This window comes from Ruegeria sp. CDSA077 (assembly GCF_059612265.1).
Genome location: NZ_JBXWQG010000012.1, coordinates 1 through 22,303 on the forward strand (window position 1 = coordinate 1; position 22,303 = coordinate 22,303).

Below are 22,303 nucleotides of genomic sequence, written 5' to 3' on the forward strand. Positions count from 1 at the left end.
TTCGGCTTCGGCTTCGGCTTCGGCTTCGGCTTCGGCTTCGGCTTCGGCTTCGGCTTCGGCTTCGGCTTCGGCTTCGGCTTCGGAAGGCGTTTCGTCTACGGGGTCAGCATCGTCAACAGGTGCCTCATCCGGGGTCTGGACAATGTCCTCGACTGCGTCAGCCTTGGGGTCATCTTCCGGCTTTTGATCGGTTTTCTTCTTACCAGCCACCGCAATGTTCCCCTTTTCGAATCCAAAACAACCTGAACAACTAACCAGACTAAGTTAATCTGTGGCCTCGCCGCCCTCAACCCGCATCGCATGTTTCACAAGCTTTTTAACGGCTTTCCGCATTTTCTTCGGTGTCGGCTCTTTGGCAATCTTCAGGCGGACATAATCCAAGGAATAAAGGGGTTCAGCCGTGGCCTCGCTGATTGCAGCCAGCCAAAGTGGTGCCGAACCCACCCAGATGTCGGCAAATTGTCGCGCTGTTCTGGGTGAAAATATGGGGGCAATCACCGGTTCATTGCCTTCAGCAACGGCGCCTGCCCGATCTGTGAGCGGTAACAGGTGCTGTTTATAGACAGGCTGTTCACGCACAGCCAGACCGGATTCGGTCAACCGTTCAGCAATGTTACCCCGGCTGTGTTCCCCCCGAAGATGAAGCAGCGGGCTTTGGGGCCGGTGCTTTAGCAGGTTTGCAATCAGCTCTTCGGCGGTAGCACCCACCATCCGGGCATCCCAGCCCGCGCCTTTGGCAGTTCCGGTGGTAACAGGACCGACACAAAAGGCCGGCATCTTTCGAGATACATCTAAAGACATCGCCGCATTAACGGCGTTGGCCGAAGTAAAGATCAGCCCCTTTGCTTCATCCGCATGCACTTGCACCGCCAAAGGTTTTATTTCCAGGATCGGCGAATGGATAACCTCTACCCGGCTTCTGATGCGGGTTGGCAACTGCGCGACGAACCTTTCAGACGCAGCGCGCGGGCGGGTCATCAACAAATACAACAGTTGGCGCCTTCGGCCTTGGGATTGTTTGCATCCGCGCAGGGTGATACCCCGCTTGGCAACCAAGGTGTAACGGATCAGGCCAATGGTGCAAACACTTACTGTCCTCGGGTTGGAAAGCAGCTGTGATGACACGGCCGCCGCAGTCGTGCGCCAATCCGATGATACAGCCGCCGAGGTGCTGTCCTCGGTTGTCTATGGCCAGACCGAATTGCACAGCGCATTTGGTGGCGTGGTGCCTGAGATTGCCGCCCGCGCCCATGCGGAAAAGCTGGATATCTGTGTGATGCAGGCGTTAGAGGCCGCAGGTTTGGGCCTTGCCGACATGGACGCTATTGCCGTAACCGCCGGTCCCGGCCTGATTGGGGGGGTTATGTCAGGCGTCATGTGCGCCAAAGGGATCAGTGCCGCCACGGGCCTGCCATTGATCGGAGTCAACCATCTGGCCGGTCACGCGCTGACGCCACGCATGACGGACGGGATCGCGTTTCCCTATCTGATGCTGCTGGTTTCGGGCGGGCACTGCCAATACCTGATTGCCCATGGGCCCGAGGAGTTCACCCGCCTTGGCGGCACCATCGACGATGCCCCGGGCGAGGCCTTTGACAAGACAGCCCGCCTGCTGGGCCTGCCGCAACCCGGTGGCCCCTCGGTCGAGGTCGAAGCCCGCACGGGCGATCCCAAACGGTTCCGGTTTCCGCGGCCACTGCTGGACCGTCCGGGCTGCGATTTGTCCTTTTCCGGGCTCAAGACCGCGCTGATGCGAATGCGCGACCAGATCGTGGCCGAAAAAGGTGGCCTGACGCGACAGGACCGCGCCGATCTTTGCGCCGGGTTCCAACAGGCCATCGTGGACACTTTGGCCGAGAAAACCCGCCGCGCAATCGACCTTTACCTATTGGAGGGCCCTGCGGAGGCGGTTGTGTCTGTTGCGGGCGGCGTTGCAGCAAATACGGCCATTCGCACCGCGTTAGAGTCTATCTGCGCCGAAAAAAGTGCCAGATTTACCGCCCCCCCGTTGGCCCTGTGCACCGACAATGCCGCCATGATCGCCTATGCCGGAATTGAACGTTTCCGCACGGGTGCCCGCGATGATCTGACCCTGACCGCGCGTCCGCGTTGGCCTCTGGATCAAACCAGCCCGGCCATGTTGGGCAGCGGTAAAAAAGGAGCCAAAGCATGAGCGTGTCGGTTCTGGGATCCGGAGCGTTTGGAACAGCTCTGGCGATTTCGCTGGCCGGGAAAGGCCCCGTCACGCTATGGGCTCGGGATCCGGAACAGGCCCAGATGATGCAGAACCATCGCGTAAACAGCGCGCGCCTGCCGAATGCACCTTTGCCCAAGGCGATCACGGTTACTTCGGACGCTGATCTGGCGGCAGAAAGCGAAATCATCCTCCTGTCCGTGCCGATGCAGAAATTGCGGAGCGCGCTGTGTGTGCATTCCGCTACCCTCAGAGATAAAACGCTGGTCGCCTGCTGCAAAGGGATAGAGCTGACCTCGGGCCTTGGGCCGGTTTCCGTTATCCGTGAAACCATCCCAGAGGCACGCGCTGCGTTGTTGACCGGGCCAAGCTTTGCGGACGACATCGCGCGCGGCCTTCCCACCGCATTGACCCTCGCTTGTGCGGATGATGCGATTGGCCGTGACCTGCAGCATGAATTGAGCACCAAAAATCTGCGCCTCTATCGCACTGCGGATACTGTCGGTGCCGAGCTCGGCGGGGCCCTGAAAAACGTCATGGCCATCGGGTGCGGGGCCTGCATTGGCGAAGGCATGGGCGAAAGCGCCCGTGCCGCCCTTTTGACGCGGGGCTTTGCCGAGATGCAGCGCTTTGCGCTGATGCGCGGGGCCCGCCCTGAAACATTGATGGGCCTGTCGGGTATGGGTGATCTGGTACTGACCTGCTGTTCCGAACTGTCCCGGAACTATCGATTTGGCCTGTCGCTTGGGCGTCAGGATGCTTTTGACACAAACACAACCGTCGAAGGTGTTGCCACGGCCAAGGCTTTGGCCAAAATTGCCAAAGCAGAAGATTTGGACATGCCCATTAGCACCATCGTGTCAGAAATAAGCACCGGAGAATGCAGCGTTGGTGAAGCCATGCGCTGGCTGCTGAACCGACCCCTGAAGGAGGAATAACATGCTGATCGCCCTTATCGCCAAGGATAAACCCGACGCGCTGCAAACCCGGCTGGATAACCGTTCCGCCCATCTTGCCTATATCGAAGAAACCGGTGTTGTAGCCCAGGCCGGGCCCCTTCTGGAAGGCGATGCGATGATCGGATCACTGATCATCCTCGAGGTCGAGGATATGACGGCGGCGCAAAACTGGGCCGACAATGATCCCTATGCCAAGGCAGGTCTGTTCCAGTCAGTTGATCTGATCGTCTGGAAAAAGGTGGTCGGCTGATGGCGTATTGGCTGTTCAAATCCGAACCCTCGACCTGGAGTTGGGACAAGCAAGTCGCCAAGGGCGCAGAGGGCGAAGAATGGGATGGGGTGCGCAACTATCAGGCACGCAATTTCATGCGGCAGATGGCCGTGGGCGACCGTGGTTTTTTCTATCATTCGCAAAAAGACAAGGCGATTGTCGGCATTGTTGAGGTTTGCGCCGAAGCCCATCCAGACAGCACCACCGAGGATGAGCGTTGGGAGTGTGTGGATATCAAAGCCGTGCGCCCGTTCACCATCCCGGTCACGCTGGATCAGATCAAAGTGGATGAACGTCTGGATGAGATGGTTCTGGTCAAGAATTCCCGCCTGTCCGTACAACCGGTCAGCGATGCCGAGTGGCAAGTGATCTGCGATCTGGGGCAGACGAAATCGGATTGATTAAAGGGAAGGTCCTGACAGATGCAGAACCTTCCCTACCCCGCGTGCTCCCGACTCACCACACGCGTATAGAATTTCGGTTCTGACCGTCCTGGTCACAAACTGACACTAGCCCATTTGGCCGGTTTGGCACAAACAACAAGTACTTAAAATTGGAAACGCCCGCCACAGATCGGGCGGGCGCTGATTGGTCGAAACCCGGATTTAGCTATAGACCGACTCTTTGCCGAAATGCTTGGTCAGCATATAGTAAACGACAGCACGATACTTGTTGCGCTCGGACATGCCGTAGGTTTCCAGCGCCTTGTTGATCGCTTCCATCAGCTCGGGACCGTCGGAAAGGCCCAGTTTCTTGACCAGGAAGTTGTTTTTGACGGTCTCAAGCTCACCTGACTGAGTGGCTGCCACGGTCGACGCGTCGGCGTCATAAATCGCCGGACCACATCCGATTGTGACCTTGGTCAAAAGGTCCATGTCGGCGTCCATCCCGCATTTGTTTTTCAGATCATCTGCGTATTTGGCGATCAGTTCGTCGCGTTTTCCCATGAATATTTCTCCCGTTGAGCAGCTTTGGCTGCGATTTTCAATGCGCCTATGAACAGGTGTCGGAAGGTTAGTCAGTTGTTCTGTTTACACAAAGGGAAAATTTCAGGTCATTCCCCGTAAGCGAAATTATGGCAGCACAGATAGACTCCGCGTACCACAATGCCTGATTCTGGCCTTCTGTAAGGGTCAGGTGGTTTGGATTCAGGGCGCAGCGGGAAAATGTTGAAACCAGTGCAGCGTGCCGACATGGCACCTACTAACCGACCGGTGGTTATCTGCAATATCCCCAACCCGGTCCCTGAAGATGGAAGTGGTCCGCATGCAGCCGGTTGTAGTTTGGCCCAAGTACCACCCGAAACCATTCGCATGCACCCCGGCCAATCCGGTGTAGAAAATCTGCTTCGGGTCCGGGTGTTGTCCAGTCCGATAGCAGGCTCAGGCTTCGCCCATCTGCCAACTCGACCCCGACAATATCGATGGCATCAGCGGTGGCATGACTGCTCCAACCGCTGTCCTTTCCCTGCGCGGTGCGCATTCGCCGGCAGCTATAGCTGCCCAGGTGGCGCAAGCTGCGCACCCTGCTGCCCAACATCTCGCGCGCGGCGGGTTGGACCACATGGTGCTCCCACATCGCCAGTCGCACGGCCGTGGCACATCGGGTTTCGACACCGCCAACACTGGCTGTGGTTAGACCAGACAGAACCCCACGCCCGGCTATTCCGCAATTCTGATCGACAACCAGATCCTCGACCACGGAAAAGCTGACCCCCGCCCCGGCCAATGCGGCCCTGCATTGGGCGTCATCAGCCAAAGCGCGTCGCATTTGCAAGGATGTGACCGGCGTGAGCCGCGCCGTAATGGACAGATCACGCAACGGGTTCCAATGGTCCGGAACCGGTGATTGCGGGTGAGACAAAAGCCAATAGCCACCCCCGCCGACCAAAACCACCAGGGTGAGTACCGAGAAAAGAAAAGACGCCGCCAGATGCAAAATCCGACGGCGTCCAGAAGGTTTGGTCATAGCTGACCCGCAATTAATAGCGGTAGTGTTCAGGCTTATAGGGGCCTTCCGGCTTCACTCCGATATAGGATGCCTGCTCGCTGTCCATCTGCGTCAGCTTCACGCCGATACGGTCCAGATGCAGGCGTGCAACCTTCTCGTCCAGATGTTTAGGCAGGATGTAGACCTTGTTTTCGTACTGATCGCCTTTGGTGAACAGCTCAATCTGGGCCAACACCTGATTGGTGAACGAAGCCGACATCACAAAAGACGGATGACCGGTGGCGTTGCCCAGGTTCAGCAGGCGGCCTTCGGACAGCAGGATCAGACGATTGCCCGAGGGCATCTCGATCATGTCCACCTGTTCCTTGATGTTGGTCCACTTGTGGTTCTTCAGGCTAGCCACCTGAATTTCGTTGTCAAAGTGACCAATGTTGCCGACGATGGCCATGTCCTTCATCGCGCGCATATGCTCGATGCGGATCACGTCCTTGTTGCCGGTCGTGGTGATGAAGATATCCGCGCTGTCAACTTCGTCTTCCAGCAGCGTAACCTCGAACCCGTCCATCGCGGCCTGCAGGGCGCAGATCGGATCAACTTCGGTCACTTTCACACGGGCACCGGCACCGCGCAGCGACGCGGCCGAGCCTTTGCCCACGTCACCATAGCCACAGACCACGGCAACTTTACCAGCCATCATAGTGTCGGTGGCGCGGCGGATACCGTCGACCAGCGATTCCTTACAGCCATATTTGTTGTCGAACTTCGACTTGGTGACACTGTCGTTGACGTTGATCGCGGGGAAAGGCAGTTGGCCTTCCCTGACCAGCTGGTACAGACGATTCACGCCGGTCGTGGTTTCCTCGGACACGCCTTGGATCTGGTCGCGCATTTTGGTGAACCAACCGGGGGACGCGGCCATACGTTTGGCGATCTGCGCCTTGATGGCCTCTTCCTCTTCCGAGCCCGGTACGGGGATAATGTCTTCGCCCGCTTCGGCGCGGGCGCCCAGCAGGATATACAGCGTCGCATCGCCACCATCGTCCAGGATCATGTTGGGGCCGTCGGTGAACAGGAAGGATTTGTCCAGATAATCCCAATGCTCTTCCAGCGTCTGGCCCTTGATGGCGAACACCGGAATTCCGGCTTCGGCAATCGCCGCCGCCGCGTGGTCCTGGGTTGAGAAGATGTTGCACGACGCCCAACGCACATCCGCGCCCAGCGCCACAAGTGTTTCGATCAGAACGGCTGTCTGGATGGTCATGTGCAGCGACCCGACAATACGCGCGCCCTTCAGGGGCTTTGCGTTACCGTATTCCGCGCGCAGGGCCATCAGGCCCGGCATCTCGGTCTCTGCAATATCCAGTTCTTTGCGGCCAAACCCGGCCAGCGAAATGTCTTTGACGATATAGTCCCCGGCCATCAGGTGCTCCATTCCGGTATAATTCAATCCGGGTTGCCCTAGCATCCCTTTTGGGACGTGGCAACGCAGATGGCCGGAAACGGGGTTTTAAGCCGCCAAAATCAACTTGGTATGCCCTCTACCTTGATTTTGGGGATCGCTTGGAAAAAGTCGGTCCCAACGGCGACAATGCAACTGATGCCGTTCGGACGTGTCACCAAAACGGTATAGCTACCCGTTTCCTCTGAGGTCCAGACCTCCATCACCGATTGCGAGCCACGGGATTTTTGCAATCCGCCAAAGGCCAGTTCCTCGGAATAACTGTCCTGTAGCGTTGAAATCAGTTGATCACGCAGCGCACAGCTTTGCTGGGCAAAGGCAGGCGGTGCAGTGGCGGCCATACCAAAGGCCAGAGCAATTCCTAACAAACGCTTGAACATAGCAAGCTCCTTTCGATACGAGTTACGTCCGAGAGGGGCACACCGGGAGGAGCATGCGCCCCCCTCGGTACAAATGTCGGTATCACCGCGCGCTTGTTCAAAGCACGATTGCTCAAGAAAAAGTTGGCAGCTGGTGATCTTGACAGGTACAGCTTACCACAAAAATGCGAATTTAATGTGTCCCACTTCACAAGGCATGGCAGAATGGCAACACAACCCCGCGCATGGCAAAGAATGCTTTCCGGGCGCAGGCTGGACCTGCTGGACCCAACACCGGTGGATATCGAGATTGAGGATATCGCGCATGGGCTGGCCTTTGTGGCCCGCTGGAACGGGCAGACACATGGCGATTTCGCCTATTCGGTGGCCGAGCATTCGCTGTTGGTCGAAGAGCTTTTTGGTCGTATTGCCCCCAAGGCACCGGTCAAATGGCGGCTGGCGGCCCTGTTACACGATGCGCCGGAATACGTGATCGGAGATATGATCTCTCCGGTCAAATCCGCTGTCGGTCCCGACTATGGCGCACTGGATGACCGGCTGGCTGCGGCGATCCACATCCGGTTCGGCCTACCCGCTGCGGTGCCTAAAACAGTAAAACGGCAAATCAAAAAGGCCGACAAGATCAGCGCCTGGATGGAAGCCACCCAGATCGCGGGCTTTTCCGAGACCGAGGCGACAAAATTCTTCGGCCGCCCGGACAGGGTTATTATGGAAGGGCTGCAAATCAAATTGCGGCCACCTGTTGAAGTAAGATGTGCCTATACGCATAGACATTCGGCATTGATGGCCGAGATTGGGCCCTGACCACTATCAGCCTTCTGATCGCGCCACCTTCTGAAAGACGTTACCGTCCATCTCATGGGCATGCCAACGCACTGGCGTCGCCTTCAGATTTGTTATTTCGGCCTTGCCCTCAGTCTTTTGTACTTCAATCTGCATAATCGTACTGCTGGCAATGTCTCTATCGGCGAAACCCCACAGCAGACTTCCCAGGGAATAGGCGATTGGCACCGTCCGATCTCCGGTCTGTGTGCGATACAGCTGAATCGGCTGGGGGACATGGGGGTGGTGGCAGACGATAAGATCAGCTCCGAATTCGGCCAAGTCCTGTGCGGCCTCTTGCTGCGCTCGGCGCGGGAACAGCTCGAACTCATGACCCCAATGAATAATCGCAATAACCAGATCACAGCCAGCCGCTTTTGCGTTCGAAATCTGTGTCTTTAGAAGGGTGGTGTCCGGCGCTTGATGCTTTGAAGTCAGCTTGGCGATATTGATGCTCTGCTTTTGACCTTCAGGAAGCGCGTGGCCGTTGGTACCAAAAGCGCAGGACGCAAATCCGAACTTTACCCCTTTACGTTCGATCGTTTTGACGGCTGTGGCTTCTGTCAAACTCTCATTCACGCCGATTTGCATGATATTTCTGTCACTTAAGACGTTTAGAGTCGTCTCAAGCCCCTCAACACCCATGTCGAGAATATGGTTGTTTGCAAGGTTCAAAACATCAATGAACCTCTCGTTATGGCTGGTCAAAGCATCGAACTGTTCTTCCGACGCACATTCGATCGGCGGGCCGGCGTCCCCGATCACTTCGTCAATCAAAGGCTGTGTCGTTACAGGTGACTCGTAGTTGGCGACCAAAATATCATCCTGAAACAAAAGATCTTCGATCTCAGCATATACCTGGTCTTTTGCGACACTGGCCCTGTGGGTTCTTAGAATGTCCCCGGCAAAGCTCAGAGTGACCGAATTTGATGTGTCACTGATGTCAGCGGTTGAAAGTCGTACGGCCGTTTTAGTCATAAAGCCGGACTGATCCAGCTCCGCTTCAGGCTGCTGAATGGGGTTCTTACTTTTATAGACCCAGTACAGGTTGTCCAAAATGTTCATTTCGGAAAGCTCACCCGCAGCGCCCTTTCGTGGTCGCGCCCAAAACCCAAATCTCTCTGCTGCCCAGGTGACAACAGAGACAATGACTTTAAGGGCAGGGTTGGAAATACGGAGGCTTTCGTATGGCGTATTAGGGAGCGGCGACACTTCGATACATCTCAACTATTTGTTCGGAAAATATAATTATTGAACTTAACGACAACACAAATTGGTTAACAGACACTAAATTAAAGTCTTCAGGGGTGGCGGTCCATCAGCCGCGACAAAGCATATGTTTGGTGGCCGCATGTCGAGACTCAATTCGGTTTTTCGGCTTCATGAGTTCTGGTCTGTTATGCGCAAGCTAAACCCACGACCTCATCGCGGGCTACGCTTCGCCAAGATCCGTTGCAATGTCCGGCGGTGCATGTTCAGGCGTCGCGCGGTTTCACTGACGTTGCGATCACACAACTCATAGACCCGCTGGATATGCTCCCAGCGCACGCGATCCGCGCTCATTGGGTTTTCCGGCGGCGGGGGCAGCTCGTCGCCCTTTGCCAGCAATGCGTTGGTGATGTCGGTGGCGTCGGCGGGCTTCGACAAATAGTCGGTGGCACCGATCTTGACGGCAGCCACAGCGGTGGCAATCGCGCCGTACCCTGTCAGAACCACAACCCGGCTGTCGGGGCGCTTTTCGCGCAGCACTTCGACCACATCCAGGCCGTTGCCATCCTCCAACCGCAGGTCAACAACCGCATATGCAGGTGGACGTGCTGTGGAAATTGCGCGGCCAGCGGCGACAGAGCCCGCGGTTTCAACCTCGAACCCGCGTTTTTCCATGGCCTTGGCCAGACGTCTCAGAAACGGTTCGTCATCATCCACCAATAACAGCGATTTATCCGGGCCGATGTCGAGGTCAGAGCTGTCCGCCATATTCTATTCTTTCCGCTAATTCACGCCGTTGGCTTAAACATGAGTAATAGCAGCGCCATTGCAAAGGTCAAACAGACCGTTGCGTTCTAGATCTTGTCCAGAAAGCAGCCCACCTTGTCAGCCATCTGCTCGGCTGTGTCATTGCGATCGAAAAATTCGATAAACCCGTCCTGGGGTGTGACCAGATAAGTAAAGGTCGAATGATCAACCAGATAGTACTCATCACTTTTGTCATGGGCCTTATAATAGGTCTTATAGGCCTTGCTGGCGGCCTTGACCTGATCGGGCGTGCCGGTCAGGGCGATGGTCTTACCACCAAGGTTAAAGGCGTAATCGGCCATAACTTCGGGTGTGTCGCGATCCGGGTCGATCGAGATAAACAGCGGCGTCACCGATTGCCCGCGTTCGGCCAGAATATCCACCGCTTCGGCATTGCGGGACATGTCAAAGGGGCAAACATCCGGACAGAAGGTATAGCCGAAGTAGACCAGCGTAGGTTCGGTTATCACCTGTTTGTCGGTCACAGTCTCGCCCTTGCCGTTGATCAGTTCGAAGGGCCCGCCAATGGTGGCCGTGCCCCCTGCGATCTGGCTGGACCGGCACTGTGCGAATTTGTCGTCCGAGCCTGCGCCGCGCGTCAGCAGCCACATGGCCCCCAGACCTACGGCCAAAACAACTGTTGCAAGGATAGCGTATAGACGGACCATGGCATCTTACCTGACGATAGAGGAGTTGTTGATCGTTCCGGCCGGGACACCTATCAAGATGAACAGCCGATGCAACAGGACATAATGGACCAATGGCAGATTCCAACATCACTTTTTGGCCTGGTCAGGAACGCAGCTGGATTCGCCTGCGGACGCTGATCCTGCTGCGCTGGGTGGCCATTTTTGGCCAGATCACCGCAATCACCGTGGCGCAACAGACCTATGATGTGCAGTTGGATGTGACGCTGTGCTATCTGGCCATCGGCATTTCGGTCATGGGCAACTTGACGGCTATTCTTGTCTTTCCACGCAACAAACGCCTGTCCGAGTTCGAGAACTTTCTGATGGTGTTGTTCGATTTGTTGCAGCTGACCATCCTGCTGTACCTTACCGGAGGCCTCAATAATCCGTTCGCCTTGCTGTTGGTGGGTCCTGTGACGATCTCGGCCAATGTCATGAGCACCCGGTCAACCCTGATCATCGGTACGGTGGCCATCATTCTGACCACGCTGCTAGCCGAATTTCACCTTCCCCTGCACACGGATGGCGGTGTGGATCTTGAGATCCCTGATATCCTTCTGTTCGGAAACTGGGCTGCCATCGTTATCGCGATCGTTTTCCTGGGGGCCTATTCCCACCGCGTAAGCTCTGAGGTGCAGTCGATGTCTCAGGCGCTGTCGGCCACGCATATGGCCCTCGCTCGTGAACAGAAACTGACCGATCTTGGTGGAGTTGTCGCCGCCGCCGCGCACGAACTTGGAACACCTCTGGCAACAATCAAACTGACCAGTGCCGAACTGATTGAAGAGCTGGACGACCGCCCGGACCTGAAAGAAGACGCCGCCTTGATCCGCGAACAGGCCAATCGTTGCCGCGACATTCTGCGCGACATGGGTCGGGCTGGCAAAGACGACCTCCACCTGAGACAGGCCCCCCTGTCCACTGTCATCCATGAGGCCGCCGAGCCACATATCAACCGCGGCAAGCAGGTACACTTTGCCGAAGGTCCGGTTGGGGATGGCGATGTTCAACAACCTTCGATCCTGCGTAAACCTGAGATCATCCACGGAATGCGCAACCTCATCCAGAATGCTGTGGATTTCGCGCGCAGCAACGTCTGGGTCGAAGCGGAATGGACAGCCGAAAGGATTACGATCAACATCATGGATGACGGCCGCGGGTATCCTTCGCAAATGATTGGCCGGATCGGGGATCCGTTCATGCGCCGACGGCGGGCAGAATCGGAAAAGCGGGCCCGGCCGGAATATGAAGGTATGGGCCTGGGCCTGTTCATCGCAAAAACCCTACTGGAACGCAGCGGTGCGCATTTGGATTTCGCCAATGGCTCTGATCCATATCAGACCTTGTCGGACAATCCCGAACGTATAGGGGCCATCGTCCGGGTATCCTGGCCGCGAAAACTTGTGGATGCACAGACCGGCGACACCCCCGTTCCTTCAGGTGTAAATCAGCATATCCAAGTCTGAGTTAAGACCCCGTTAACCATTTCCACCCATAGCTATACCCGTGAATTCACCGCGGGAGAGCACATGGTCGACTGGATCATATTGGCCGTCATCAGTGTGGTGTCTGCCAGTCTGGCGGTTCAATGGCTTTTGCCCCGTCGTCAGCAGACAAGTGACAATTTCGGCCTGTCCGAGCCGGCCTCGTTGTTCAATGTCGTGTTTCTGTTCGACGGTGACCGCCTGATCAGCCACACAGACATCGCTCTGGATGGGTTTGAGGCTGTGCGCGACTGGTCAGATCTGCGTCGGCTGCTGCAGCGAGATTTTCCGGGCTTTCCTGAAACCCCTGAACGCGTCAGGCACGAAGGGAATCTTGTCATCCCCGCCATTGATTGTTCGGTCGAGCGGGACGTTTTGTGCGAATGGATCGACGGGGTCGTGCGCGTACAGCTGCGGGAAAGCTCTGATTACCCCAGAACCGTATTGCGCGAGAATAGCGATCCGATCCGCCTGGCGATGGAACTGGCGCCCTACCCGGTCTGGCATCTGGATTATCAAAACAAGATCCGCTGGTGCAACGCCGCCTATGTCTCGCTTGTCCGCAAAGTGCGCGGTGGCGATACCGACCTGACTGCACCTCTTTTTCCCGGGCCCGAAAATGGCGCGCGTATCAGCGCCAAGACCCGTGTATTCATTTCGTCCGAAGACAGTGCAAACAAGCTTTGGTTTGACCTGACGATGGTGGACCATCCGGAAGGCAGCCTTTGCTACGCTGTGGACATCAACGCCATCGTCGCCGCCGAGACGGCGCAGCGAAAATTCGTACAGACGATGACCAAAACCTTTGCACAGCTGTCCATCGGCTTGGCCATTTTTGACAGAAATCGCCAACTTGCCCTGTTCAACCCCGCCTTGATTGACCTGACCACCCTGCCCCCGGATTTCCTGAGCTGCCGCCCCAACCTGTCCAGTTTCTTTGACCGCCTGCGCGATCAGCACATGATGCCGGAACCCAAGAACTATCGCAGCTGGCGCAATCAGATGAACGATCTGCTAGAGGCCGCAGAAGACGGAAATTACCAGGAAACATGGTCGCTGCCATCCGGCTCGGTCTATTCCGTCAGCGGCCGCCCGCACCCGGATGGTGCGGTGGCCTTTCTGTTCGAAGATATCACGGCCGAGATCACGTTGACCCGCCGCTTTCGGGCGGAAATGGATTTGATGCAATCCATCCTGGATAAGCTGGCCGACGCGGTTGCCGTTTTCGGTGATGACGGTACCTTGGCCTTCACCAATTATGCCTATCAGAAATTATGGGGTGAAGCCGATGGTGCCGGATTTGAACCCGACACGGTTCTGGACGTGACCCGCAACTGGCAGAAACATTGCACGGCCACTCCAATTTTGGGTGAAATCCGGGATTTCGTGGAAATGCGGGACAGCCGGGCTGAGTGGTCAGCCAGAATCCAGATGCGTAACGGAACCGATCTGAACTGCACCATCTGCCCATTGCAAAACGGGGCCACCATCATTCGCTTTGCCACGCACAATGCGTTGCCACAGCACGAGATACAGCAAATCAGCGCCTGAACCGGGTTGCAGCCAATCCAGCGTGGGGCCATTGTGGCGCCATGACGTTACCACCCCTCAGGATCACCCTGAATTCGCCCGAAGATACGACAAACTTTGCCAGTCGGCTGGGCGCGATTCTGCATCCGGGCGACATCCTGCTGCTGCAGGGTGAGATCGGAACCGGTAAGACCCATTTCGCGCGCAGTCTGATCCAATCGCTGATGACCCGGCCCGAGGATGTGCCCTCGCCCACATTCACGCTGGTTCAGGTCTATGACACCCGTAAAGGTGAGATCTGGCACTGCGATCTATACCGGCTGAGCGCGGTGGAGGAAGTCGAAGAGCTTGGGCTGGCCGAAGCGATGGAACAAGCGATCTGCCTGATTGAGTGGCCCGAGAAACTGGGCCCGCTGACACCCGGTTCTGCCCTGACCATGACATTTGAAACAGACCCGGACATGCTGGATATGCGTCACATCACCCTCACATGGACCGACGAAAAATGGGCTCAAAAACTGGAGGTCAGCGAATGACAAACCGCGCCGTCCTTGCCGAAGCTCTGATTTCACGCACGCCGTGGTCCAAGGCCCGCCGAGAGCCTTTGGCGGGGGATGCCTCGAACCGCCGGTACGAGCGCCTGACCGACCCGGTTACGGGCAAGTCCGCTGTTCTGATGGATTCACCACCGGGCCAGGCGGAACCGGTCGAAGCCTTCGTACGGATGGCCCGGCATTTACAATCTATCGGACTAAGCGCCCCACAGATCTACGCCGAAGACACGCAATATGGGTTTCTTCTTCTGGAAGACCTTGGCGATGACCTGTTCGCGCGGGTTCTGGTCAAACATCCCGATATGGAGCGGGAATTATACGAGGCCGCAACAGATGTCCTGATCACGTTGCACGAGGCCCCGACCCTGTCGCTGCAATCTTACGGCCCGGCACTGATGACCGAACTGGCGGCCTTATCCTTCACCAAATACGCCCAAGGGGTTCTTGGCGAATATGACCGGGATGCGCAGGATCGGTTCGAACACCGATTTGCTGATATCCTGCATCAAGAAACATCCAGCACCAAAGTTGTTGTCCAACGGGATTACCACGCGGAAAACCTGATCTGGCTCCCTGACCGCCAAGGGGTTGAGCGGGTTGGATTGCTGGATTTTCAGACCGCCATGCTGGGCCATCCTGCCTATGATCTTGTGTCTTTGCTCCAGGATGTGCGCCGCAAAGTGACGCCGGGTACGGAAATGCGGATGGTCAGCCACTATATCTCGGCTATGGGCGTCAACGATCATGATTTCCGCAGTGCCTATGCCGTGCTGGGGGCCCAGCGAAATCTGCGGATTCTTGGTGTGTTTACCCGGCTTGCGACTGAGTATGGCAAACCCCATTACATCGATTTTATCCCCGCTGCGTGGGACCATCTAATGCGGGATCTGGATCACCCGGCGCTGGTGAATGTTGCCGACCTGCTGCGCGCGGCTCTGCCCACACCAACACCCGAAAACCTGAACAGGCTCAGACAGAGATGACCCAGCCCCCCAATGCCGTCATGCTGTTCGCAGCCGGGTTCGGCACCCGTATGGGCACCCTGACCCTGAACCGCCCCAAGCCGCTGATCGAGGTAGCCGGGCGCCCGCTGATCGACCACGCGCTTGATTTGGTTGACGCGCTTGGGCCGGTTCGCAAAGTGGCCAACCTGCACTATCTGCCGGATCAGCTTGAGGCGCATTTGGCACCGAAAGGCGTACTTGCTTCACACGAACAGCCCGACATTCTGGATACTGGGGGCGGATTACGGGCAGCTTTGCCCTTATTAGGGTCTGATTCAGTGTTCACGTTGAATTCAGATGCCATATGGTCCGGCCCAAACCCGCTGACAATGCTGCGGGCCGCCTGGAACCCTGATTTGATGGACGCATTGCTAATGTGCATCCCGACCGCGCAGGCGATTGGTCATGCCGGCGCCGGAGACTTTACTGCTGATGAAGCGGGTCGGATTACCCGCGGCCCCGGATTGATCTACGGAGGCGCGCAGATCATGAAGACGGAAGGGCTGGTCAAAATTCCAGACAAGGTGTTTTCGCTGAACCTGCTTTGGGATCGGATGCAAAAGAAAGACCGGCTGTTTGCCCTAACCTATCCCGGCCGCTGGTGCGATGTTGGCCATCCGAAAGGGATCGCCCTTGCTGAAGGTCTGTTGGCGGATGTTTGACCCCTCACCCCTGCCCCGCGTCTTTGCCGTACCTCCGGGTGTGGATTTTCCAAAGACGCTGGTCCGGGGGTTGAGAAATCGCTGTGCCGCTCTTCCGCCCGAGGCTTTGGCCCGAGTGGAGCTGGTTGTTAACACGCGGCGTATGGCTCGCAGGGTGCGTGAGCTATTCGACCAGGGCCCTGCCTGTTTGTTGCCGCGCCTTTCACTGGTGACTGATCTGGGTGAAAGCGTGAATCTGGCGCAGATACCACCCGCAATCCCGCCCCTACGACGGCGGCTGGAATTGACGAAGCTGGTCTCGAAGCTGCTGGATCAACAACCGGATCTGGCGGCGCGCTCGTCTTTGTTTGACCTGTCAGACAGTCTGGCCGCATTGATAGATGAGATGCAGGGCGAAGGCGTTTCACCCGAAGCGATCCGGCGGCTAGATGTCGGCGACATGTCTGGGCATTGGGCCCGCGCGCAGGCGTTTATCGGGATTGCGGATCAGTTCATCGACACAGAAGACGACATCCTGGACACGCAGGCCCGGCAGCGCCGCGTGGTCGAGAACCTAATCGAACATTGGCGAGTGGATCCACCTCAGCACCCGGTCATTCTTGCCGGCTCGACGGGGTCACGGGGAACGACACTGATGCTGATGCAAGCCGTTGCCTGCCTGCCGCAAGGCGCATTGATCCTGCCGGGTTTTGACTTTGACCAGCCCGATAAGGTCTGGGCTCAGCTGGATGCGGCGTTAACCTCTGAGGATCACCCGCAATACCGGTTCCGAAAACTCATGAACCAGCTTGGGCTGAGTCCGGATCAAATCACAGCCTGGACCCAGGACAATCCACCCTCACCCGCCCGTAACAAACTGATATCGCTTGCGTTACGCCCTGCCCCGATCACGGATGCGTGGATGTCCGAAGGCCCGCAACTGACCGATCTGCATGGTGCAACCAAGGACCTGACCCTGGTCGAGGCGCAGTCCCCCCGGGCCGAGGCCCTGGCCATAGCACTCCGCTTGCGAGAGGCGGCTGAAACCGGCCAGACCGCCGCTCTGATCACCCCCGACCGCATGCTGACTCGTCAGGTCAGCGCTGCGCTGGACCGGTGGAACATCCTGCCCGATGACAGTGCTGGCCTGCCGCTGCAGCTGTCCCCGCCCGGACGGTTCCTGCGCCATGTCGCGGCCCTGTTCGCGCGTCGATTGGACGGCGAAGCGCTGTTGACCCTGCTGAAACATCCGCTCTGCCATGACGGGGGCGAGCGTGGCTCTCATCTGTTGCACACCCGCGATCTGGAACTGGACCTGCGCCGCCACGGGCCGCCATTCCCGGATGCCGCCAGCCTGACGGCATTTGCCATCCGCAAAGAGGTGCCCGAAGGCTGGGTCCATTGGTTGGTGCAGCATTTCTGCGACCAGCAAATTGCTGATGAGTTGCCACTGGCGGATTGGGTTGGTCGCCTCTGCGGGTTGGCTCAGGCCATTTCCGCCGGTCACACTGACGATCCCGGCACTTTGTGGGACAAGAACGCCGGTCAAAGGGCCTTGGCGGTTGTGACCGAGCTGCGAAATGAGGCTCAGCATGGCGGCACCATGACCGCCCATGACTTTGCCGATCTGCTGGGTGCTTTGCTGGCCGGAGAAGAGGTCCGCGACCGCGACGCGCCACACCCCCGGATCATGATCTGGGGCACGCTCGAGGCCCGGGTGCAGGGCGCCGATTTGCTAATCCTTGGCGGTTTGAACGAGGGCAGTTGGCCCGAGGCGCCCGCGCCCGATCCCTGGTTGAACAGGCAGATGCGCGATAAGGCCGGGCTGTTGCTGCCAGAGCGGCGCATTGGCCTGTCGGCACATGACTTTCAGCAGGCTATCGGCGCGCCCGAGGTCTGGCTGACCCGGTCGACCCGGTCCGACGATGCCGAAACCGTTCCTTCCCGCTGGTTGAATCGGTTAACCAACCTGTTGAGTGGCCTGGCAGGACAGGGTGGCCAAACCGCCCTTGCAGAAATGCGCGGCCGAGGGCGGCAATATCTGGGGTGGTCCGAACAACTTGAATACGCTCCAGAAATCAAGGCGGCACCGCGCCCATCTCCGCGCCCTCCGGTCGGGTCGCGCCCGCGCCGCCTGAGCGTCACCGAGATCAAGCGCCTGATCCGTGATCCTTATGCGATCTACGCCAAACATGTGCTGCGGTTGAAACCTCTGGACCCTTTGGTTCAGGCCCCGGATGCGCTGCTGCGCGGGATCGTGATCCACGAGATTTTGGAGCAGTTCGTGAAGGACAGCGTGTTGGACACGGCCTTGCTGACACGCGAAAGCTTCCTGAAACGCGCCGAAAGCCTGCTGGTCCAGCATGTCCCATGGCCCACAGCGCGCAAATTATGGCTCGCGCGGCTGGAACGGATTGCGGATGATTTCCTGCGGGCCGAGACCACCAGGCGCAGCGATGGTGGGCCTGTGGCTTTTGAGGCCGCGATGAAACTGGCGCTCAGTCCGCTGGATTTCACCATAGTCGGGCGCGCCGACCGCATTGACCTGAACAGCCGCGGGGCGCTGCGGCTTCTCGATTACAAAACCGGTGCGCCTCCGACCGAAAGTCAGCAGGCCAAGTTTGACAAACAGTTGCTGATCGAAGCCGCAATGGCCGAGCAGGGCGGGATCGAAGGGTTTGACCCGCTGCCTGTGGCCGAAGCAATTTTTATCGGCATGGGCGGCACCTATAAAGAGGTGCCCGCGCCTCTGACCAAAGAGCCGGTCGACAAGGTCCTAGCCGAGCTGAAACAGCTCATTTCCTCTTATTTAGAGCCTGATCAAGGCTTCACCTCGCGCCGCATGCTGCACAAGGATACCGATATCGGGGACTATGATAATCTGGCACGTTTCGGAGAGTGGGACCGAACCAGCAACAGCGCCCCTGAGGACCTGAAATGAGCACCCGCAACGACGCAACCGAACGGCAGGTGCAGGCCGCACGACCCGATACCTCGACCTGGCTGGCGGCAAATGCGGGATCTGGCAAAACGCGGGTTCTGACCGATCGGGTGGCGCGGCTGTTGCTGGACGGGGTGCAGCCGCAACACATCCTCTGCCTGACTTACACCAAGGCTGCAGCCAGCGAGATGCAAAACCGGTTGTTCAAACGCCTCGGTGAGTGGGCCATGCTGGGGGATGCTCCGCTATTGGCGCAGTTGACCGATCTGGGCGTTCAGGGCGCGATTGACCCGGACCGCCTGGCGCAGGCCCGCACATTGTTTGCCCGTGCGATCGAAACGCCCGGCGGGCTGAAAATTCAGACCATCCACTCTTTCTGCGCCTCGCTACTGCGCCGTTTCCCGCTTGAGGCCGGAGTAAGCCCACAATTCACCGAGATGGAGGATCGGGCCGCCGCCTTGCTGCGCGAAGAAATCGTCGAGGATTTTGCCCAAGGGCCGATGGCCAATCTGATCGGCGATGTCGCCCGTTTTGTGACTGACACAGGGTTCGACAAACTGACCGCCGCCATCACGCAAAAGCGCAATCTGTTTGCGCAGACGGCAGATTGGTCACAGATTTTGCAGCAATTCAATCTGCCCGCAGGCTTTGACGAACAGCTCTTGCTGGATCAGGTATTTTTGGGGGGCGAGGTCGACTTTATCCGCAGCGTCCTGCCCGCACTGACCGAAAGCGGCGGGAACAACGCCAAGGCAGCCACCAGGCTTGCGGCCTTCACCCGCGCCGAAATCGGTGCGCTGCGAGTGCTTGAGGATGTGTTTCTGACCGGAAAGGCGGCCAAGGACCCATTTATCGCCAAGATTAACGCTTTCCCGACCAAACCCCTGCGCGAAGGTGTTCTGGCGGGTCAGATGCCACAGCTAGAGGCGTTGATGCTGCGCATCGAAGCCGCGCGTGAACAGCGGCTTGCACTGGTTGCAGCCCGCAAAACGCTGGCACTTCACCGGTTCGCAATGGCCTTTCTGCCGGAATATGAACGGCGCAAGCAACTGCGCGGCTGGCTGGACTTTGACGACCTAATCCTGCGCGCCCGAAACGTACTGAACGACCCGGCGGTAGCGTCTTGGGTATTGTACCGACTGGACGGCGGGATTGACCATATCCTTGTGGATGAGGCGCAGGATACCAGCCCGGACCAATGGGACGTCGTCGAAAAGCTGGCGCAGGAATTCACCAGCGGGGAGGGGGCCCGGTCCGGGATTGAGCGCACTATTTTCGTGGTGGGTGACAAGAAACAATCGATCTATTCCTTCCAGGGGGCCGACCCTCAAGCCTTTGATCGGATGCAGGCCGAATTTGGGCGGAAACTGGAAGAATCAGGCTCTAAACTGTGGGATTCCACGCTGGAACACTCGTTCCGCTCCTCCAGCGCCATTCTGTCGCTGGTCGATATTCTGTTCGAAAACCGTTCCGAGGCCGGGTTTCACAAAGAAAGCCAGCACCGCGCCTTCAAGTCCGATCTGCCTGGACGCGTCGACCTGTGGCCGGTGGTCGAAAAAGTCAAAGACGAGGAAGATACCGAATGGACTGATCCGGTGGACCGCCCTGGTGCGCGCCACCATACCGTTGTTCTGGCCGAGCAGGTTGCACAGTCGATCAGGGATATGATCGAACAGGGGGAAACCATCCCCGAAGATGGCGAGGTATCGGGCAGTTTCGTCCGGCGAAAGGTACAGCCGGGGGATTTTCTGATCCTCGTCCAGCGCCGCTCGGACCTGTTTGCTGAGATCATCCGCGCCTGCAAGGCTGCCGAGCTGCCGATTGCAGGGGCTGACCGGTTGAAGGTCGGAGCCGAGCTTGCGGTCAAGGACCTGGCGGCTCTGCTGAGCTTTTTGGCCACGCCCGAAGACAGCTTGTCGCTGGCCACGGTACTGAAATCGCCTCTATTTGGCTGGTCCGAACAGCGGCTTTTTGATCTGGCACATCGGCGACAAGAGCAATTCCTTTGGGCAGCGCTGCGAAATCGGGCCGAGGAGTTTCCCGAGACGCTGGCCATTCTGAATGACCTACGCAGCCAAATCGACTTTCTGCGCCCCTATGACCTGATCGAGCGGATTCTGACCCGTCATCACGGGAGACGCCTGTTGTTGGGTCGGCTGGGCCCCGAGGCCGAAGACGGCATCAACGCGCTGTTGTCACAGGCGCTGGCCTATGAACGCACCGACATTCCAAGCCTGACAGGTTTTTTAGTCTGGATGCAGACGGACGATCTGGAGATCAAACGGCAGATGAGCGGTGTCGGCAACATGATCCGCGTGATGACCGTGCACGGATCGAAAGGGTTGGAAGCCCCCATCGTGATCCTGCCGGATACCGGCAGACGACAAGCCCCGCGCGATGCCGAGATCATGGTGGCGGATGCTAAGCCACTATGGAAAGTACCGGCAGACGCGTCCCCGGCGCTGATCGCGCAGGCGCGAGCCGAAGCGCGCGAACGGGAAGAGAATGAGCGGTTGCGCCTGTTATACGTGGCGCTGACCCGGGCAGAGAAGTGGCTAATCGTCGGTGCGGCAGGGGATGTCGGCAAGGACGGAACCAGTTGGTATCAACTGGTGCAGGCGGCTATGGCGCGGGCAGGGGCAACAGCTCTGCCCAACAGTGAGATCCTGCGCTTGTCGCACGGAGATTGGCATGGTCCGGAATTTATCGAACACACAGGTGCCGTTCATGCCCACAGCGAATTGCCACCGACCTTCCTGAATTCCGCCCCCGCCATTGATGCGGCGCCGGAAACCCTCAGCCCGTCTGATCTGGGCGGGGCCAAGGCCTTGCCCGGGGACATGGGCCAGGATGAAGAGGCCGCCAAGCTGCGCGGCACCCGCCTGCACCTGCTGCTGGAGCATTTGCCGCGGGTCCTTCCTGAGAACTGGCCGCAGCTTTGCGCACGGGTTCTTCCCGATATGCGTGAGGCCGAGCGGCAAGGATTGCTGGCCGAGGTGCAAAATGTGTTGACGGCGGATCACCTGAAGGCCGTGTTCGCCCCCGATACCTTGGCCGAAGTCCCGGTAACGGCCGATCTGGGCAGTCGGCGTATCCATGGTGTCATTGATCGGCTGATCGTCACTGAAACGGACGTCCAAGTAATTGATTTTAAATCGAATATGACAGTTCCAGACAATGCAGCATCCTGCCCCGAAGGACTGCTGCGGCAGATGGGTGCCTATGCTGATTCATTGTCGCAGATCTATCCGGACCGCGAAGTCAGAACTGCAATTCTGTGGACCCGAACAGCCCAGCTGATGTGGCTGCCACACGATCTGGTGAAAGCTGCGCTAACCCGTGCGCTGACGCCTTGACCTTGGCATACCCGACACCTAGTTTCAGTGACCAAGCATTCCCCATTCAGGAG

Annotated in this window: 20 protein-coding genes and 1 pseudogene; 12 read left to right on the forward strand and 9 right to left on the reverse strand. The window is 58.0% G+C overall.

Annotation, left to right across the window (positions count from 1 at the left end):
• A pseudogene (locus tag AC2FLE_RS17595) lies at positions 1-210 on the reverse strand (hypothetical protein); the annotation flags it as partial.
• 54 nt (positions 211-264) lie between these two features.
• Positions 265-990 carry a uroporphyrinogen-III synthase gene (locus AC2FLE_RS17600; protein ID WP_496698650.1) on the reverse strand — a complete coding sequence of 242 codons (726 nt, stop codon included), beginning with the start codon at positions 988-990 and terminating at the stop codon, positions 265-267.
• Positions 991-1,075: 85 nt separating this feature from the next.
• On the opposite strand from AC2FLE_RS17600, the gene tsaD reads away from it, so the two are divergent.
• Genes tsaD through AC2FLE_RS17620 form a run of 4 tightly spaced genes read left to right on the forward strand, consistent with a single transcriptional unit; the run spans position 1,076 to position 3,825 of the window.
• The gene (gene tsaD / locus AC2FLE_RS17605) at positions 1,076-2,173 is read left to right on the forward strand and encodes a tRNA (adenosine(37)-N6)-threonylcarbamoyltransferase complex transferase subunit TsaD (RefSeq protein WP_496698652.1); all 1,098 of its coding nucleotides are present in this window, start codon (positions 1,076-1,078) and stop codon (positions 2,171-2,173) included.
• A complete protein-coding gene (locus AC2FLE_RS17610) occupies positions 2,170-3,132 on the forward strand; it encodes an NAD(P)H-dependent glycerol-3-phosphate dehydrogenase (RefSeq protein ID WP_496698653.1) in 963 nt (320 codons plus the stop codon). Before tsaD ends, AC2FLE_RS17610 begins: the two co-directional genes overlap by 4 nt.
• Position 3,133: 1 nt before the next feature.
• Positions 3,134-3,403: a YciI family protein gene (locus AC2FLE_RS17615; protein WP_282027485.1), complete on the forward strand. Its 270-nt coding sequence runs from the start codon at positions 3,134-3,136 to the stop codon at positions 3,401-3,403.
• The gene (locus AC2FLE_RS17620) at positions 3,403-3,825 is read left to right on the forward strand and encodes an EVE domain-containing protein (protein WP_496698655.1); all 423 of its coding nucleotides are present in this window, start codon (positions 3,403-3,405) and stop codon (positions 3,823-3,825) included. Before AC2FLE_RS17615 ends, AC2FLE_RS17620 begins: the two co-directional genes overlap by 1 nt.
• Before the next feature lie 204 nt (positions 3,826-4,029).
• Here the strand turns inward: AC2FLE_RS17620 and AC2FLE_RS17625 are convergent, their stop codons facing one another.
• The 4 genes from AC2FLE_RS17625 to AC2FLE_RS17640 all read right to left on the reverse strand — a co-directional run bounded on the left by AC2FLE_RS17625 (position 4,030) and on the right by AC2FLE_RS17640 (position 7,213).
• Positions 4,030-4,371: a DUF2853 family protein gene (locus AC2FLE_RS17625; protein ID WP_281973371.1), complete on the reverse strand. Its 342-nt coding sequence runs from the start codon at positions 4,369-4,371 to the stop codon at positions 4,030-4,032.
• A gap of 271 nt (positions 4,372-4,642) precedes the next feature.
• A complete protein-coding gene (locus tag AC2FLE_RS17630; RefSeq protein ID WP_496698657.1) occupies positions 4,643-5,392 on the reverse strand; it encodes an extensin-like domain-containing protein in 750 nt (249 codons plus the stop codon).
• Positions 5,393-5,405: 13 nt separating this feature from the next.
• Positions 5,406-6,794 carry an adenosylhomocysteinase gene (gene ahcY, locus AC2FLE_RS17635; RefSeq protein WP_496698761.1) on the reverse strand — a complete coding sequence of 463 codons (1,389 nt, stop codon included), beginning with the start codon at positions 6,792-6,794 and terminating at the stop codon, positions 5,406-5,408.
• Positions 6,795-6,895: 101 nt separating this feature from the next.
• The gene (locus tag AC2FLE_RS17640; RefSeq protein WP_496698658.1) at positions 6,896-7,213 is read right to left on the reverse strand and encodes a hypothetical protein; all 318 of its coding nucleotides are present in this window, start codon (positions 7,211-7,213) and stop codon (positions 6,896-6,898) included.
• A gap of 204 nt (positions 7,214-7,417) precedes the next feature.
• On the opposite strand from AC2FLE_RS17640, the gene AC2FLE_RS17645 reads away from it, so the two are divergent.
• Complete coding sequence (locus tag AC2FLE_RS17645) at positions 7,418-8,017, forward strand: HD domain-containing protein (RefSeq protein ID WP_281995807.1); 600 nt, start codon at positions 7,418-7,420, stop codon at positions 8,015-8,017.
• 6 nt (positions 8,018-8,023) lie between these two features.
• Here AC2FLE_RS17645 and AC2FLE_RS17650 read toward each other — a convergent pair whose 3' ends face one another.
• The 3 genes from AC2FLE_RS17650 to AC2FLE_RS17660 all read right to left on the reverse strand — a co-directional run bounded on the left by AC2FLE_RS17650 (position 8,024) and on the right by AC2FLE_RS17660 (position 10,719).
• Positions 8,024-9,100 (reverse strand): CapA family protein, encoded by a 1,077-nt coding sequence (locus AC2FLE_RS17650; protein ID WP_496698661.1) that lies wholly within the window; start codon positions 9,098-9,100, stop codon positions 8,024-8,026.
• A 357-nt stretch (positions 9,101-9,457) separates the two neighbouring features.
• Positions 9,458-10,012 carry an ActR/PrrA/RegA family redox response regulator transcription factor gene (locus AC2FLE_RS17655; protein ID WP_142637470.1) on the reverse strand — a complete coding sequence of 185 codons (555 nt, stop codon included), beginning with the start codon at positions 10,010-10,012 and terminating at the stop codon, positions 9,458-9,460.
• 86 nt (positions 10,013-10,098) lie between these two features.
• Positions 10,099-10,719: an SCO family protein gene (locus tag AC2FLE_RS17660; RefSeq protein WP_281973374.1), complete on the reverse strand. Its 621-nt coding sequence runs from the start codon at positions 10,717-10,719 to the stop codon at positions 10,099-10,101.
• A gap of 92 nt (positions 10,720-10,811) precedes the next feature.
• Between AC2FLE_RS17660 and regB the strand changes: the two genes are divergently transcribed.
• From regB to addA, 7 genes are all read left to right on the forward strand, one after another.
• Positions 10,812-12,206 (forward strand): sensor histidine kinase RegB, encoded by a 1,395-nt coding sequence (gene regB, locus AC2FLE_RS17665; protein WP_142637465.1) that lies wholly within the window; start codon positions 10,812-10,814, stop codon positions 12,204-12,206.
• Positions 12,207-12,269: 63 nt separating this feature from the next.
• Entirely contained in the window at positions 12,270-13,775 is a 1,506-nt protein-coding gene (locus tag AC2FLE_RS17670; RefSeq protein ID WP_142637463.1) for a PAS-domain containing protein, read from the forward strand.
• A gap of 41 nt (positions 13,776-13,816) precedes the next feature.
• Positions 13,817-14,290 carry a tRNA (adenosine(37)-N6)-threonylcarbamoyltransferase complex ATPase subunit type 1 TsaE gene (tsaE, locus tag AC2FLE_RS17675; protein WP_496690190.1) on the forward strand — a complete coding sequence of 158 codons (474 nt, stop codon included), beginning with the start codon at positions 13,817-13,819 and terminating at the stop codon, positions 14,288-14,290.
• Positions 14,287-15,291, forward strand: a complete 1,005-nt coding sequence (locus AC2FLE_RS17680) for an aminoglycoside phosphotransferase family protein (protein ID WP_496698664.1) — start codon at positions 14,287-14,289, stop codon at positions 15,289-15,291. Before tsaE ends, AC2FLE_RS17680 begins: the two co-directional genes overlap by 4 nt.
• Positions 15,288-15,974 carry a nucleotidyltransferase family protein gene (locus tag AC2FLE_RS17685; protein WP_496698666.1) on the forward strand — a complete coding sequence of 229 codons (687 nt, stop codon included), beginning with the start codon at positions 15,288-15,290 and terminating at the stop codon, positions 15,972-15,974. Before AC2FLE_RS17680 ends, AC2FLE_RS17685 begins: the two co-directional genes overlap by 4 nt.
• Positions 15,967-18,894: a double-strand break repair protein AddB gene (gene addB, locus AC2FLE_RS17690; RefSeq protein WP_496698668.1), complete on the forward strand. Its 2,928-nt coding sequence runs from the start codon at positions 15,967-15,969 to the stop codon at positions 18,892-18,894. Before AC2FLE_RS17685 ends, addB begins: the two co-directional genes overlap by 8 nt.
• Complete coding sequence (addA, locus tag AC2FLE_RS17695) at positions 18,891-22,250, forward strand: double-strand break repair helicase AddA (RefSeq protein ID WP_496698670.1); 3,360 nt, start codon at positions 18,891-18,893, stop codon at positions 22,248-22,250. The genes addB and addA overlap by 4 nt, the downstream gene beginning before the upstream one ends.
• Positions 22,251-22,303 lie beyond the last annotated feature (53 nt).

Coding starts and splice junctions, on each gene's coding strand:
- tsaD (WP_496698652.1), top strand. CDS start 1,076: ATGGTGCAAACACTTACTGTCCTCGGGTTGGAAAGCAGCTGTGATGAC.
- AC2FLE_RS17610 (WP_496698653.1), top strand. CDS start 2,170: ATGAGCGTGTCGGTTCTGGGATCCGGAGCGTTTGGAACAGCTCTGGCG.
- AC2FLE_RS17615 (WP_282027485.1), top strand. CDS start 3,134: ATGCTGATCGCCCTTATCGCCAAGGATAAACCCGACGCGCTGCAAACC.
- AC2FLE_RS17620 (WP_496698655.1), top strand. CDS start 3,403: ATGGCGTATTGGCTGTTCAAATCCGAACCCTCGACCTGGAGTTGGGAC.
- AC2FLE_RS17625 (WP_281973371.1), bottom strand. CDS start 4,371: ATGGGAAAACGCGACGAACTGATCGCCAAATACGCAGATGATCTGAAA.
- AC2FLE_RS17630 (WP_496698657.1), bottom strand. CDS start 5,392: ATGACCAAACCTTCTGGACGCCGTCGGATTTTGCATCTGGCGGCGTCT.
- ahcY (WP_496698761.1), bottom strand. CDS start 6,794: ATGGCCGGGGACTATATCGTCAAAGACATTTCGCTGGCCGGGTTTGGC.
- AC2FLE_RS17640 (WP_496698658.1), bottom strand. CDS start 7,213: ATGTTCAAGCGTTTGTTAGGAATTGCTCTGGCCTTTGGTATGGCCGCC.
- AC2FLE_RS17645 (WP_281995807.1), top strand. CDS start 7,418: ATGGCAACACAACCCCGCGCATGGCAAAGAATGCTTTCCGGGCGCAGG.
- AC2FLE_RS17650 (WP_496698661.1), bottom strand. CDS start 9,100: ATGAACATTTTGGACAACCTGTACTGGGTCTATAAAAGTAAGAACCCC.
- AC2FLE_RS17655 (WP_142637470.1), bottom strand. CDS start 10,012: ATGGCGGACAGCTCTGACCTCGACATCGGCCCGGATAAATCGCTGTTA.
- AC2FLE_RS17660 (WP_281973374.1), bottom strand. CDS start 10,719: ATGGTCCGTCTATACGCTATCCTTGCAACAGTTGTTTTGGCCGTAGGT.
- regB (WP_142637465.1), top strand. CDS start 10,812: ATGGCAGATTCCAACATCACTTTTTGGCCTGGTCAGGAACGCAGCTGG.
- AC2FLE_RS17670 (WP_142637463.1), top strand. CDS start 12,270: ATGGTCGACTGGATCATATTGGCCGTCATCAGTGTGGTGTCTGCCAGT.
- tsaE (WP_496690190.1), top strand. CDS start 13,817: ATGACGTTACCACCCCTCAGGATCACCCTGAATTCGCCCGAAGATACG.
- AC2FLE_RS17680 (WP_496698664.1), top strand. CDS start 14,287: ATGACAAACCGCGCCGTCCTTGCCGAAGCTCTGATTTCACGCACGCCG.
- AC2FLE_RS17685 (WP_496698666.1), top strand. CDS start 15,288: ATGACCCAGCCCCCCAATGCCGTCATGCTGTTCGCAGCCGGGTTCGGC.
- addB (WP_496698668.1), top strand. CDS start 15,967: ATGTTTGACCCCTCACCCCTGCCCCGCGTCTTTGCCGTACCTCCGGGT.
- addA (WP_496698670.1), top strand. CDS start 18,891: ATGAGCACCCGCAACGACGCAACCGAACGGCAGGTGCAGGCCGCACGA.